Source organism: Arthrobacter sp. UKPF54-2, assembly GCF_007858535.1.
GTDB lineage: Bacteria > Actinomycetota > Actinomycetes > Actinomycetales > Micrococcaceae > Arthrobacter.
The window spans coordinates 3,022,953-3,037,524 of sequence record NZ_CP040174.1 but is presented as its reverse complement, the minus strand read 5'-3'; the positions used below and the strand labels follow the sequence as shown (position 1 = coordinate 3,037,524).

General features: G+C 69.5%; 12 protein-coding genes. All 12 read left to right on the top strand.

What is annotated here, in order from left to right:
- Positions 1–21 precede the first annotated feature (21 nt).
- Entirely contained in the window at positions 22–663 is a 642-nt protein-coding gene (locus E7Y32_RS14015; RefSeq protein ID WP_146337654.1) for an NADPH-dependent F420 reductase, read from the top strand.
- Positions 664–1,296, top strand: a complete 633-nt coding sequence (locus E7Y32_RS14010) for an alpha/beta hydrolase (RefSeq protein ID WP_146337653.1) — start codon at positions 664–666, stop codon at positions 1,294–1,296.
- Positions 1,297–1,383: 87 nt separating this feature from the next.
- Positions 1,384–2,283 (top strand): trans-aconitate 2-methyltransferase, encoded by a 900-nt coding sequence (locus tag E7Y32_RS14005; protein WP_146337652.1) that lies wholly within the window; start codon positions 1,384–1,386, stop codon positions 2,281–2,283.
- 66 nt (positions 2,284–2,349) lie between these two features.
- A complete protein-coding gene (locus E7Y32_RS14000; protein ID WP_261382451.1) occupies positions 2,350–4,128 on the top strand; it encodes an ABC transporter ATP-binding protein in 1,779 nt (592 codons plus the stop codon).
- On the top strand, positions 4,125–5,984 hold the full coding sequence (locus E7Y32_RS13995; RefSeq protein ID WP_395940427.1) for an ABC transporter ATP-binding protein: 1,860 nt from the start codon (positions 4,125–4,127) through the stop codon (positions 5,982–5,984). The genes E7Y32_RS14000 and E7Y32_RS13995 overlap by 4 nt, the downstream gene beginning before the upstream one ends.
- On the top strand, positions 5,981–6,373 hold the full coding sequence (locus E7Y32_RS13990; protein WP_186466992.1) for a GntR family transcriptional regulator: 393 nt from the start codon (positions 5,981–5,983) through the stop codon (positions 6,371–6,373). The genes E7Y32_RS13995 and E7Y32_RS13990 overlap by 4 nt, the downstream gene beginning before the upstream one ends.
- Before the next feature lie 138 nt (positions 6,374–6,511).
- On the top strand, positions 6,512–9,400 hold the full coding sequence (gene uvrA, locus E7Y32_RS13985) for an excinuclease ABC subunit UvrA (RefSeq protein ID WP_261382639.1): 2,889 nt from the start codon (positions 6,512–6,514) through the stop codon (positions 9,398–9,400).
- Between the two features lie 90 nt (positions 9,401–9,490).
- A complete protein-coding gene (locus tag E7Y32_RS13980; protein ID WP_395940426.1) occupies positions 9,491–9,775 on the top strand; it encodes an HAD hydrolase-like protein in 285 nt (94 codons plus the stop codon).
- A complete protein-coding gene (locus tag E7Y32_RS13975) occupies positions 9,762–10,430 on the top strand; it encodes a 1-acyl-sn-glycerol-3-phosphate acyltransferase (protein WP_146337651.1) in 669 nt (222 codons plus the stop codon). The genes E7Y32_RS13980 and E7Y32_RS13975 overlap by 14 nt, the downstream gene beginning before the upstream one ends.
- Before the next feature lie 74 nt (positions 10,431–10,504).
- Entirely contained in the window at positions 10,505–12,514 is a 2,010-nt protein-coding gene (gene uvrC, locus E7Y32_RS13970) for an excinuclease ABC subunit UvrC (protein WP_146337650.1), read from the top strand.
- Positions 12,515–12,628: 114 nt separating this feature from the next.
- A complete protein-coding gene (rapZ, locus tag E7Y32_RS13965; RefSeq protein ID WP_146337649.1) occupies positions 12,629–13,552 on the top strand; it encodes an RNase adapter RapZ in 924 nt (307 codons plus the stop codon).
- The gene (yvcK, locus tag E7Y32_RS13960; protein ID WP_146337648.1) at positions 13,552–14,571 is read left to right on the top strand and encodes a uridine diphosphate-N-acetylglucosamine-binding protein YvcK; all 1,020 of its coding nucleotides are present in this window, start codon (positions 13,552–13,554) and stop codon (positions 14,569–14,571) included. Before rapZ ends, yvcK begins: the two co-directional genes overlap by 1 nt.
- The last annotated feature ends 1 nt before the right edge of the window (position 14,572 follow it).

Below are 14,572 nucleotides of genomic sequence, written 5' to 3'. Positions count from 1 at the left end.
ATCTTTGGAAAGAAGAACCCCATGACTGACATCACCATCATCGGCAACGGCAACATGGCCCGTGGCATCGCGACCACCGCCCTCGCCGCCGGCCGCAGCGTTGAAATCCTCGGCCAGGACGCCGCCAAGGCCCAGGCGCTGGCGGCCGAGCTCGGCGCTGGCGTCGCCTTCGGCAGCACCGCCGACGTGCCGCAGGGCGGCATCGTCGTCCTGGCCGTCCCCTTCGCCGCCGCCACATCCGTGGTGAGCAACTACGGCGAGGCCCTGGCCGGCAAGACCCTCGTTGACATCACCAACCCGGTGAACTTCGAGACCTTCGACTCCCTGGTCGTCGGCCCGGACACCTCCGCCGCCGAGGAAATTGCCCGTCTTGCCCCCGCCGGCGCCCACGTGGTGAAGGCTTTCAACACGACCTTCGCCGGAACCTTGCTTGCCGGCCAGTCCGGCGGCCAGCCGCTGGACGTCTTCATTGCCGGGGACGACGCCGCCGCCACCGGCGCGGTCAGCAGCTTTGTCGAGGCCGCCGGGCTGCGCCCGCTCGTCGTCGGCCCGCTCAAGCGGTCCCGGGAACTCGAGGGCTTCCAGTTCGTCCTGATGACCCTCCAGGCCAACCCCGAGTTCTCCGACTTCAACTGGGACACCGGACTGAAGGTCACCAACTAAATGGAAACCACCTTCACGGATCCCGTGGTGGCGACTGCCGGCTCGTCCGACCCGGCGGCGCCGCTGGTGGTACTGCTGCACGGCCGGGGCTCCAATGAACGGGAAATCCTTGGCCTAGCCGACCGGCTGCCCTCCGGGCCGGCCTACGCTGCTGTCCGGGCGCCGATCGCCGAGGGCGGCGGCTATGCCTGGTTCGCCAACCGCGGCATCGGCCGCCCGGTCGCTGAATCCCTGGCCGGCACGATGTCCTGGTTCCGGACCTGGCTCGATACGGTCGCTCCCGACGGACGGCCGGTCGTGCTGGTCGGCTTCAGCGGCGGCGCGGCCTTCGCCGGCGGCCTCCTGCTCGCCGACCCGGCACGATTTGCCGGCGCGGCCATCCTCTACGGGACTCTGCCGTTCGACGCCGGTGTGCCCGTCGCCGCGGGGCAGCTGGCCGGCGTCCCGGTCTTCGTCGCCCACGGTGAGCAGGACCGGGTGATTCCCCCTGAGCTGCTGGCGCGCACCTGGCAATATCTGCTGGCGGAATCCGGGGCCGCCGCGCATTCCCGGCGCGACCCGGGCGGCCACGGCATCACCGGCCAGACCCTTGCCGAGCTGGAGACCTGGATCCGGGGGCTGGCCGCGGCGTAACCCCGCCCGAGGCGCCGGCGGCACGGTCCGCCGGCGCCGCGGGGTTAGGCTTCGCCTGAGAGTCCACGGGTGAAGCGGAGGAAATGCGTGAAGTGGGATCCAGCCAGCTACGTGCAGTTCGGCGACTACCGGGACAGGCCGTTCTTCGACCTGACCGCACGCATCCGCGCCGCCGCGCCGCGGCACGTCGTCGACCTCGGCTGCGGGCCCGGCAACCTCACCGCCACCCTGGCCGCACGCTGGCCCGGGGCGGCGGTGGAGGGGCTCGATTCCTCCGCCGAGATGCTCGCGCAGTCCGGCGCCTTTTCCGCCGGCGCCGCGAACCTGACCTTCGGCCTGGCGGACATCGCCGGGTGGCTGCCGGCGCCGGAGACCGACGTCGTCGTCACGAACGCCGCCCTGCAGTGGATTCCCGGGCACCGGGAACTGCTGCGCCGCTGGCTTGGAGCGCTGCGGCCGGGCGCCTGGTTCGCCCTCCAGGTGCCGGGCAACTTCCATGCCCCGTCGCACACCCTGATGCGCGCCCTGGCCGGCACGGACGCGTGGTCAGCCCGCCTTGCCGGCGTGCTCCGCCACGAGGACGTGGTGGCCGAGCCCGCCGACTACCTTGAGCTGATGCTCGACGCCGGCTGCGACGCCGATGCCTGGGAGACCACCTACCTGCAGCTCCTGCCGGGAACCGACCCCGTGCTCGACTGGGTGCGGGGCACCGGGCTGCGCCCGGTGCTGGACGCGCTCACGGCCGCGGAGGCCGCGGCGTTCGAAGCGGAGTACGCGCGGGCGCTCCGCGAGGCCTATCCGCCCGGCCCGCACGGAACGGTGTTCCCGTTCCGGCGGATCTTCGCCGTTGCCCAGAAGCGCGGCCAAACCCCCCGGCCGGCACCGCCATCCGGCGCCGCGCCTTCCGGAAGATTCCCGGACTCCCGCCGTTTTGACGGATGTGACACGCCGTGTGACAACAGGCGGTGTGTCGTGGGCATACAATGACAAAGCGGTCTGGGGGCGGCCGCCGTCTGTTCCGGATCCGAGCCCTGTTCTGATGATGGAGGTTCGGTGCTCTTAAACCTGATCGGGAGGCTGCTCGCCGCCCACAGGATGACCGTCCTGGCCATCATCTGCCTGCAACTTGTGCAGACCGCGGCGAACCTGATGCTCCCCACCCTGAACGCTGCCATCATCGACGACGGCATCGTCGCCGGCAACACGCCGGTGATCCTGCGGCTGGGCGTTGCGATGGCCGGGGTTGCCGCACTCCAGGTGGGCGCCGCGATCGCCGCCGGCTACCTCGGAGCGGTGGTCGCCATGCGCGTCGGCAGGGAACTGCGCGAGGAGCTGTTCGCCAGGGTGCAGACACTCTCGTCGCAGGAGGTCGGGGTGTTCGGGGCGCCCAGCCTCGTCACCCGGGCCACCAACGACGTCACCCAGATCCAGAACCTCACGGTCCTCGCCTTCACCATGCTCGTCGCCGCGCCCGCCAGCTTCATCGGCGGCATCGCCCTCGCCCTGCACCAGGATCTCGCCCTGACCGGGATTGTGGTGGCCGTTATCCCGGTCCTCGCCGTGATCATGTTCCTGATCGTGCGCCGCCTGATTCCGCTCTACCGGCAGGGCCAGACGCTCATCGACCGGATCAGCCGGGTGCTCCGCGAGCAAATCATCGGCGCCAACGTCATTCGCGGCTTCGTCCGGCAGGACCACGAGATCCGCCGCTTCGACGCCGCCAACAAGGACCTCACCCGCAACAACCTGGACTCCGCGCTGCTGGTGGCCCGAATGAATCCGCTGATCATGGTGGTGGTGAATCTGTCCTCGGTCGCTGTGGTCTGGTTCGGCGGCCACCGGATCCAGTCCGGCGAGATGCGGCTCGGGGCCCTGACCGCGTTCATCGCGTACATCCTGCAGATCCTGATCGCCATCATGATGGCGATGTACGTTTTCACCACGGCCCCGCGGGCGGCGGCCTGCGCCGAGCGCATCCAGGCCGTCCTGGACACCGAGCCGTCCATCGACGGGCCGGCCGCCGGGCACGGGCTCGCGGTCCCGGACAAAGCAGCGCCGGATGGCCCGCCGCCGGACAGGCCCGTTCCGGACGGCACCGTGGAGTTCCGCGACGTCGCCTTCGCCTACCCCGGGGCCGAGGCGCCGGTCCTGGCCGGCGTCACGTTCACCGCGCGCCCCGGCACCACCACGGCCATCGTCGGGGCCACCGGCAGCGGCAAGACCACGCTGCTGAACCTGCTGCCGCGTTTCATCGACCCGACGGAAGGAACTATCAGCGTCGGCGGCCGCGAAACCCGTTCGCTGCCGCTGGCGTCGCTGCGGGAGCGGATGGCCGTGGTGCCCCAACACTCCTACCTGTTCTCGGGCACCCTCGCGGAAAACCTGCGGATGGGCCGGCCCGACGCCGGCGACGGGGACCTGTGGCGGGCACTCGAAACCGCCCAGGCCGCGGAGTTCGTCCGGGAGCTGGACGGCGGACTCGACGCCCCGGTCAGCCAGGGCGGCACCAACTTCTCCGGCGGCCAGCGCCAGCGCCTGTGCATCGCCCGGGCCCTGCTCCGGCCCGCCCCCGTCTACGTCTTCGATGACAGCTTCTCCGCCCTCGACTACGGCACCGACGAGCGGCTCCGCGCCGCGCTGGAACCGCTGCTGCGGAGCGCCACGGTGCTGGTGGTGGCCGAGCGTGTGTCCACCATCGTGGACGCCGGACTGATCCTGGTGCTCGAGGACGGCCGGCTGGTGGCGCAGGGCACCCACAAGGAGCTGTTGGCGACCTCGCGCACCTACCAGGAGATCGCCGCCTCCCAGCTGGTCCTTGAGGAAACCGCGTGAGCGCCGCGTTCCCCGCCGCCGCCGGGACCGCCGCCAAATGGCGGGCCGCCGGAAGGCTGCTCGGGCTGCTGCGGCCGGTGCGCGCCCGGATGGCCGGGGTCATCGCCGCGACCTGCGGCTTCGCCGCGCTGAACGTGGCCGCACCCAAATACCTCGGTGACGCCACCGACGTCGTGGTGGAAAGTGTGGTGCGCGGCGAGTTTGACGAGACGAAACTTGGCCGGCTGCTGCTCGCGGTGGCGCTTATGTACCTGGGCGCCTCGCTGTTCAGCTGGATCCAGGGCGCCCTGACCGCGACGGCCGTGCAGCGGCTCAGCTACGGCCTCCGCGCCTCCGTGGAGCACAAGCTGCACCTGCTGCCTTCCAGCCACTTCGACGACCAGCACCGCGGCGACGTGCTCAGCCGTGCCACCAACGACGTCGACAACGTCTCGCAGGCCCTGAACCAGTTGCTCAACCAGCTCATCATGTCGGTCCTCATGCTCACCGGCGCCCTGGCCATGATGACCTGGCTGTCCCCGCTGCTGGCCCTCGTTGCCCTGGCCTCGGTCCCGGTCTCCACCGTGATCACCGTGCTCGTGGCGCGGAGGTCCCAGGCCCACTTCACCGAGCAGTGGGCCAGCACCGGCGATCTGCATTCACATCTGGAGGAGTTCTTCACCGGCCATGAGGTGATCAAGGCGTTCGGCCGGCAGCAGGCCGCCGCGGCCACCTTCCGGGAGGGCAACGAGCGGCTCTTCCGGGCGGCCGCGGGCGCCCAGTACCTGTCCGGCGTCGTGCAGCCGCTGATGATCTTCGTGTCCAATCTCAACTACATCGCGGTCGCGGTGATCGGCGCGCTCCAGGTCGCCGCCGGCACCATGACGATCGGCGGCGTCCAGGCGTTTATCCAGTTCAGCCGGCTCTTCAGCCAGCCGATGGGCCAGATCGGCGGCATGCTCACCCTGATGCAGTCCTGCGCCGCCTCCGCCGAACGGGTCTTCGCGCTGCTGGACGCACCGGAAATCCCCGCGGACGCCGCGCCCGCCGCCGCCGGCGGTGCGCGGGCGGCCGCCGCGCGGGCGGCCGCGGGGGAACCCGCCGCCACACCCGCGGGCCGGGTCACCTTCGAGGGCGCCACCTTCGGCTACACCCCGGGCGCCCCCGTGGTGCAGGACCTCACCTTCACCGTGGAACCGGGCCAGACCGTGGCGATCGTGGGCCACACCGGCGCCGGCAAAACCACCGTGGCCAACCTCCTGCTGCGCTTCTACGAACTGGACGCCGGGCGGATCACGGTGGACGGCGTGGACATCGCGGAGCTGCCGCGCGACGGGCTGCGGGCAACCATCGGCACCGTGATGCAGGACGCCTGGCTGTTCACCGGGAGCATCCGGGAAAACATCGAATACGGCCGGCCCGGCGCGGCCGACGCGGACATCACCGCGGCGGCGCAGGCGAGCCACGTGGACCAGTTTGTCCGGGCCCTGCCGGCCGGCTACGCCACCATGCTCGGCAACGACGGCGACTCGCTCAGCCGCGGCCAGCGCCAGCTCATCTCGATCGCCAGGGCGCAACTGGCCGGGCGCAGCATCCTGATCCTCGACGAGGCCACCAGTTCGGTGGACAGCCGCACGGAGGTGCAGATCCGGCAGGCGATGGCCCGGCTGAGGCAGGGCCGGACCAGCTTCGTGATCGCGCACCGCTTGTCCACCGTCCGCGACGCTGATCTAATTCTGGTCATGGACCACGGACGGATTGTAGAACAAGGGAACCACCAGGAACTGATGGCGGGGGAGGGCCTGTACACCGGCCTCTACCGCGCCCAGTTCGCCGGCCGCGAACAATTCGACGGTGTCCTGGAGCCCGAACTGTGACCGCGGCGGAGTCCGGGCTGGCCCGGTTTCCCGGTAACTGGAAACCCAACACTGGCAGCTCGGTGCCGCTGTTCGAACAGCTCCGGCTGAACATCATCGAACGGGCCGACGACGGGACGCTCGCGCCCGGCACCCGGCTGCCCGCGGTCCGCAGCCTGGCCGCCGACCTCGGCGTGGCGCCGCACACCGTGGCCCGCGCCTACAAGGAACTCGAGGCCGCCGGCGTCGTCGCGACCCGCGGCCGGAACGGCACCGTTGTGTGCGCCCGCGACGAGGCCTGGGGCTCACTGAGCGCGGCCGCCGCGGAATTCGCGGCCGCCGCTAAAGCCCAGGGCGCCAGCTTCGCGGAGGCCGTTCAACTGCTCGCCGCGGCGTACGACCGCCAATAGCACATCAGCCGCCCGAATAGATATTCGAAGAAGTTTTCGATTAGCATTGGAGGCGTGCCTAAAGCCGTAGCTGAAGAACCAGCCGTCGATGTCCAGCCTGCCGCCGCTCCGGTGAAGTCCGGAAAAGCGCCCGGCCCCCTGTCCTCCCGTTCGGCGTCGTCGGGCGCCGAGATTCTCCGCCCCGACCTGTCCCGGCTCGTGGTGAAGGGCGCGCGCGAACACAACCTGCGCAACGTCGATCTCGACCTGCCGCGCGACGCGATGATCGTCTTCACGGGCCTTTCCGGCTCCGGCAAGTCCTCGCTGGCCTTCGACACCATCTTCGCCGAGGGGCAGCGGCGCTACGTGGAATCACTCTCCGCCTACGCCCGCCAGTTCCTCGGCCAGGTGGACAAGCCCGACGTCGACTTCATCGAGGGCCTCTCGCCGGCCGTGTCGATCGACCAGAAGTCCACCAGCAAGAACCCGCGCTCCACGGTCGGCACCATCACCGAGATCTACGACTACATGCGCCTGCTCTGGGCCCGCGTCGGCCGCCCGCACTGCCCGGTCTGCGGCGAGCCCGTCACGAAACAGACCCCGCAGCAGATCGTCGACCAGCTGCTGGAACTGCCCGAGGGCACCCGGTTCCAGATCCTGGCCCCGGTGGTCCGCGGCCGCAAGGGCGAGTTCGTCGAACTGTTCAAGGAGCTCACCGCCAAGGGCTACTCCCGTGCCCGGGTGGACGACAAACTGATCCAGCTGAGTGAGCCGCCCAAGCTGGGCAAGCAGTTCAAGCACACCATCGAGGTGGTGGTGGACCGCCTGGTCGTGAAGGAGGGCATCAGCCAGCGCCTCACCGACTCGGTGGAGACCGCCCTGGGCCTGGCCGAGGGCCGTGTCCTGGCCGAATTCGTCGACCTCGAGGCGGACGACCCGGAGCGGATCCGGGCCTTCTCCGAGCACCTCGCCTGCCCCAACGAGCACCCCCTCGCGATCGACGAGATCGAACCCCGCTCGTTCTCCTTCAACAACCCGTTCGGCGCCTGCTCCGCGTGCAGCGGCATCGGCACCAAACTCGAGGTCGACGAGGAACTCCTGATCCCCAACCCCGAGCTCTCCCTCGCCGAAGGCGCCATCGCGCCCTGGTCGCTCGGCACCGCCACCACGGAATACTGGAACCGGCTCCTCGGCGGCCTGGCCAAGGAACTCGGCTTCAAAATGACCACGCCCTGGGAGAAGCTCTCCGCCGAGGCGCGGCAGACCGTGCTGCACGGCAAGGACCACAAGGTGGTGGTGCAGTACCGCAACCGCTTCGGCCGGGAACGCAAGTACAGCACCGGCTTCGAAGGTGTGGTCCAGTACGTGCACCGCAAGCACACCGAAACGGACTCGGACTCGGCCCGGGACCGCTACGAGGAGTACATGCGGCAGGTTCCGTGCCCGGCCTGCAACGGCGCCCGGCTGAACCCGGCATCGCTGTCGGTCCTGATCAACGGCAAGTCCATTGCCGAGGTCGCCGCGCTGCCGATGCGCGAGTGCGCGCACTTCCTGGACAGCCTGGTCCTCACCGGCCGCGAGGCGCAGATCGCCCACCAGGTGCTCAAGGAAATCCAGGCCCGGCTGACCTTCCTGCTCGACGTCGGCCTGGAGTACCTGAACCTGGAACGGCCCTCCGGCACCCTGTCCGGCGGGGAGGCGCAGCGCATCCGCCTGGCCACCCAGATCGGCTCCGGCCTCGTGGGGGTGCTCTACGTCCTCGATGAGCCCTCGATCGGCCTGCACCAGCGCGACAACCGGCGCCTGATTGAAACCCTCACCCGGCTCAGGGACCTCGGCAACACCCTGATCGTGGTCGAGCACGACGAGGACACCATTCACGAAGCGGACTGGGTGGTGGACATCGGACCGGGCGCCGGCGAGCACGGCGGCATGGTGGTGCACTCCGGGTCCTATCAGGACCTGCTGAAGAACACCGAGTCCCTGACCGGGGACTACCTCTCCGGACGGAAGTCCATCGAGGTCCCCAAGAAGCGGCGCAAGTACGACAAGAAGCGCGAGCTGAAAGTCGTCGGCGCCAAGGAAAACAACCTCCTCAACGTCGACGCCGCCTTCCCGCTGGGCCTCTTCACCGCCGTCACCGGCGTCAGCGGCTCCGGCAAGTCCACCCTGGTCAACGAGATCCTCTACAAGGTCCTCGCCACCAAGCTCAACGGCGCCAAGCAGGTCGCCGGGCGGCACAAGGCCGTGCAGGGCCTCGAACACCTCGACAAGGTGGTGCACGTCGACCAGAGCCCCATCGGCCGGACCCCGCGCTCCAACCCCGCCACCTACACGGGCGTGTTCGACCACATCCGCAAACTCTTCGCCGAGACCACCGAGGCAAAGGTCCGGGGCTACCAGCCCGGCCGGTTCTCCTTCAACGTCAAGGGCGGCCGCTGCGAGGCGTGCTCGGGCGACGGCACCCTGAAGATCGAGATGAACTTCCTGCCGGACGTGTACGTGCCCTGCGAGGTCTGCCACGGTGCCCGGTACAACCGCGAAACGCTCGAAGTGCACTACAAGGGCAAGACCATTGCGGACGTGCTGAACATGCCGATCGAGGAGGGCGCCGAGTTCTTCGCCGCGTTCTCACCGATCGCCCGGCACCTCAAGACGCTCGTCGACGTCGGACTCGGCTACGTCCGCCTCGGCCAGCCCGCCACCACCCTCTCCGGCGGGGAGGCCCAGCGCGTCAAGCTGGCCGCGGAACTGCAGAAGCGCTCCAACGGCCGCAGCGTCTACGTCCTCGACGAGCCCACCACCGGCCTGCACTTCGAGGACATCCGCAAGCTGCTGATGGTCCTCCAGGGCCTGGTGGAAAAGGGCAACACCGTGATCACGATCGAGCACAACCTCGACGTCATCAAGAGCGCCGACTGGATCGTGGACCTCGGGCCCGACGGCGGTTCCGGCGGCGGCCGGATTGTCGCCTCCGGCACGCCGGAGCAGGTCGCCAAGTCCAAGGAAAGCCACACGGCGGCGTTCCTCGCGGACATCCTGGGCTGAACCGGAGCGGATGGCGGACGCATTCCCTGATCTATTCCTGACGGGGCATGAAAGTTTCTGCCATCCGCGCCGGCGTGAGAAACTACTCCGGTGACGCCTACACCCGTGCCCGTGATCTTGGACCTTGACGGCGGTGTCGACACTGAACGGGCAGCAATGGTGGGCGACCGGAACCAGGACGTCGCCGGGGCGGCTGCCAACGGACCCGCCTGCATCGGCGTAGGCTGGGGTTTTGCGCCCGACGGCGAACTGCACGCGGCCGGCGCCGTCGAGGTCGTCCACACCACGCTGGCGCTGCACGCCACGATCACTAGACTCTCCGAATGCCCGGGGACCGAAGCCCTGAATGAGGTGCACACCATTGGCAATGTTTGACGCGATCCGCTGGACCACCCGCGGGCTCATTTCCTCGACCTGCCGTCCCACTGTGATCGGCCTCGAGAATGTGCCCAAGGAGGGCCCCTTCATCGTGGCGCCGAACCACCTCTCCTTCCTGGACAGCGTGATCGTGCAGGCTCTGATGCCGCGGCCGGTGGCGTTCTTCGCCAAGGCGGAATATTTCACCACCGGCGGAGCCAAGGGCCGGATGATGAAGTCCTTCTTCGAGGCCGTGGGCTCCATCCCGGTCGAACGCGGCGAACAGGCAGCCAGCGTCCAGGCGCTGAAGACCCTCCTGGACATCCTCGACGCCGGCAAGGGCGTCGGCATCTACCCGGAGGGCACCCGCTCCCGCGACGGCATCCTCTACCGCGGCCGCACCGGCGTCGGCTGGCTCGCCCTCACCACCGGCGCGCCGGTGATCCCGGTCGGGCTCATCGGCACCGAGAACCTGCAGCCGGCGGACAGCAACAAGGTCAAGCCGCAGCACTTCACCATGAAGGTGGGCGAGCCGCTCTACTTCGACAAGACCGGGCCGGACCACTCCCTCCCGGCGCGGCGCCAGGTCACGGACCGCATCATGGACGCGATCGCGGAACTGAGCGGCCAGCAGCGGGCCACCACGTACAACCAGAGCAAGAGCGTCGACTGATCAGCGCATCCGGAGCCGGGCCACGCCGGGACCGCGGCTGCGCCGGGCACCGGCCGGCTCAGTAGAATAGACCAGTGGCAAATCCAGCTAGTTACCGGCCCCAGACCGGGGAAATCCCGACCAACCCGGGTGTCTACCGCTTCCGCGACCCGCACGGCCGGGTCATATACGTGGGCAAGGCCAAAAACCTCCGCTCCCGGCTGAACTCTTACTTCGCCAACCCCGCCGGCCTGCTGCCCAAGACCCACGCGATGGTGCACACCGCCAGCAGCGTCGAATGGACGGTAGTGGGCAGCGAGCTGGAATCATTGCAGCTGGAATACACCTGGATCAAGGAATTCAAACCGCGGTTCAACGTGATGTTCCGCGACGACAAGTCCTACCCCTACCTGGCCGTCACGATGGGGGAGAAGTACCCCCGGGTGCAGGTGCTGCGCGGCGAACGGCGCAAGGGGACCCGGTATTTCGGCCCGTACACGGCCGGCGCCATCCGCGACACCATGGACACCCTGCTGCGCGTCTTCCCGGTCCGCAGCTGCAGCCCCGGGGTGCTCAAGCGCGCCGAAGCCAGCGGACGGCCCTGCCTGCTCGGCTACATCGACAAGTGCGCGGCCCCCTGCGTGGGCCGCATCTCCGCGGAGGACCACCGGGCCCTGGCCGAGGACTTCTGCGCCTTTATGGGCGGCGAAGCCAAACGGTTCGTGTCCCGGCTGGAGAAGGACATGGCCGCCGCCGTCGCCGAACTGGACTATGAACGCGCCGCCCGGGTCCGGGACGACATCGTCGCGCTGAAAAAGGTCTTCGAACGCAACGCCGTGGTCCTCGCCGAGGACACCGACGCGGACGTGTTCGCGCTGCACGAAGACGAACTCGAGGCCGCCGTCCAGGTCTTCCACGTCCGGGGCGGGCGGATCCGCGGCCAGCGCGGCTGGGTGGTGGACAAGGTCGAGGATTCCACCACCCCGGACCTCGTGGAACACCTGCTCCAGCAGGTCTACGGCGACGAGGCCGCCAGCCAGGGCCGGCTGCCCCGCGAGGTGCTGGTCCCGGCCGAGCCGAGCAACGCCGCCGAACTCGCCCAGTGGCTCAGCGGGCTGCGCGGCGCCCGGGTGGACATCCGCGTGCCGCAGCGCGGCGACAAGGCCGCCCTCCTCTCCACCGTGCGGGACAACGCCGAGCACGCGCTCAAACTGCACAAATCCCGGCGCGCCGGCGACCTGACCATGCGCTCCCAGGCGCTCCAGGAACTCCAGGAGGCGCTGGATCTGCCGGTGGCGCTGCTGCGGATCGAGTGCTTCGACATCTCGCACGTGCAGGGCACCAACGTCGTCGGTTCGATGGTGGTGGTCGAGGACGGCCTGCCCAAGAAGTCCGACTACCGGAAGTTCTCGGTCACCGGGGAAGCCGCCAACGACGACACCGCCGCGATGCACGACGTCCTGACCCGCCGGTTCCGGAACTACCTGCAGGAACAGGCCGACAAAACGGACCCCGGCGCCGCGCCCCTGGCTGCCGCCCAGGCCGCGGCCGTGGCCGCCGCGCCGGTCCAGGACACCACCACACCGGCGCCCAGGGCGAAGTTCGCCTACCCGCCCAACCTCGTCGTCGTCGACGGCGGCAAGCCCCAGGTGAACGCCGCGGCCCGCGCCCTGGCCGAACTCGGCATCGAGGACGTCTACGTCGTCGGACTCGCCAAACGGCTCGAGGAGGTCTGGCTGCCGGACAGCGACTTCCCGGTCATCCTGCCGCGCGCCTCGGCCGGCCTGTACCTGCTGCAGCGGATCCGCGACGAGGCGCACCGCTTCGCCATCACCTTCCACCGGCAAAAGCGCGGCAAGGCCATGACCGTCTCCGCACTCGACGGCGTCCCGGGCCTCGGCGACTCCAAGCGCAAGGCGCTGCTGAACCAGTTCGGCTCGGTCAAGAGCATCCGGGCGGCCAGCGTAGAGGAGCTGACTGCCGCCAAGGGGATCGGCCCGGCCCTTGCGGGCGCTATCGTGCGGCATTTTAGCGAGGATTCCGGCGCAGACGGGCCAGCGGCGCCGGCCATCAACATGACGACCGGGGAAATTCTCGAAACTTAGCCCGTGCCGGCAATCTTGGCTAGGGTAAGGAGCTGAGGTACGACGCGGCCGGCAGCCTGCTGCCCCGCGCGGCGGCCTTACGGCAGAGCAAACAGCAGAGATGGGGCAGCACTGATGGCAGAGTCAACGGCAGGATCCGGCGTGGAGGCGGACGGATTGACCCCCGTCAAGCCGGCAGACTCGGAACTGCTCGTGGTGACCGGGATGTCGGGGGCAGGCCGCAGCACCGCCTCGGACGCCCTCGAGGACCACGGCTGGTACGTCGTGGAAAACCTGCCGCCGCAGATGCTCGGAACCCTCGCGGAACTCGTCTCCCACGCCCCGCGGTCCATCTCCAAGCTGGCCGTCGTGGTGGATGTCCGCAGCAAGGACCTCTTCGCCGACATCCGCGCCGCACTGCGCAACCTCGAAGCCAGCGGCGTTACCTTCCGGGTGCTGTTCCTGGACGCCAGCGACGACGTCCTGGTGCGCCGCTTCGAACAGGGCCGGCGCCCGCACCCGCTGCAGGGCGGGGGGCGGATCCTGGACGGCATCGCCGCGGAACGCGAGCTCCTGCACGAACTGCGCGAATCCTCGGACATCGTCCTGGACACCTCCCCCCTCAACGTCCACGGCCTCGCGACCGCCATCACCGAACTGTTCAGCGAAACCGGCCCGGTGGCGCTGCGCCTGAACGTCATGAGCTTCGGCTTCAAGTACGGGCTGCCGGTGGACGCCAACTTCGTCGCCGACGCGCGCTTCATCCCGAACCCGCACTGGGTGCCGCAGCTGCGCCCGCACACCGGGCTGGACAAGGACGTCAGCGACTACGTGCTCGACGCCGAAGGCGTCAGTAACTTCGTGGAACGCTACGTGCTGGCGCTCGAACCGGTCCTGGACGGCTACCGGCGCGAAAACAAGCACTATGCGACCATTGCCGTCGGCTGCACCGGCGGGAAACACCGCTCCGTGGCCGTGGCCGTTGAACTCTCGCGCCGGCTGGCGCAGTACCCCCGGGTCACCGTCACCACCACCCACCGGGATCTGGGCCGCGAGTAATGGCGCTCCTGACCGGGCCCCTGCCCCTGGTACCGGCCGCCAGCGCGGCCTTCGCCGGCCAGCAGGACAAAGGCCCCTCCGTTGTCGCCCTGGGCGGCGGCCACGGCCTCTCCGCCTCGCTCTCGGCCCTGCGCCTGCTCACCTCGGAGCTGACCGCCATCGTCACGGTCGCGGACGACGGCGGATCCTCCGGCCGGCTCCGCGAAGAATACGGCGTCCTGCCGCCGGGGGACCTGAGGATGGCGCTGTCCGCGCTGTGCGACGACACCGACTGGGGACGAACCTGGCGCGACGTGATGCAGCACCGCTTCGAAGCCGGCAAGGGCCGGGGCGGCTCCCTCGACGAGCACGCCATGGGGAACCTGCTGATCGTGACGCTGTGGGAACTGCTCGGGGACACGGTCGCCGGCCTGCAGTGGGCCGGCGCGCTCCTGGGCGCCCGCGGGCAGGTCCTGCCGATGTCCACCACCCCGCTCACCATCGAAGGCCAGGCCCGGGTCTCCCGGCCCGACGGCACATCGGTGCTGGAGACGGTGAGCGGGCAGGCCAGGTGCGCCGTCGCCGGCCGGCTCGAGTCCGTCCGCCTGCTGCCCGAGTCCGCCCCCGCCTGCGTCGAAGCGCTGACCGCGATCGAACTCGCGGACTGGGTGGTCCTCGGCCCCGGCTCCTGGTACACCTCCGTCCTGCCGCACCTGCTCCTGCCGGAGATGCGAGACGCGCTCTGCAGCACCGAGGCGCGGCGCTGCCTCACGATGAACCTCGCCACGGACACCCGGGAGACCCTCGGGATGTCCGCCGCCGACCACCTGCGGGTGCTGCGGGAATACGCCCCGGAGTTCACCATCGACGTCGTCCTGGCCGACCCCGCGTCGGTGCCGGACTTCCCCGACTTCGAACGGGCCGCCGCAATGCTCGGCGCCGAGGTGGTCTTGGGTAAAGTAGGGGCGTCGAGCCGCCGGCCGATCCACGACCCGCTGCGTCTGGCAACGGCGTACCACGACATTTTCGGGAACAGGTAGG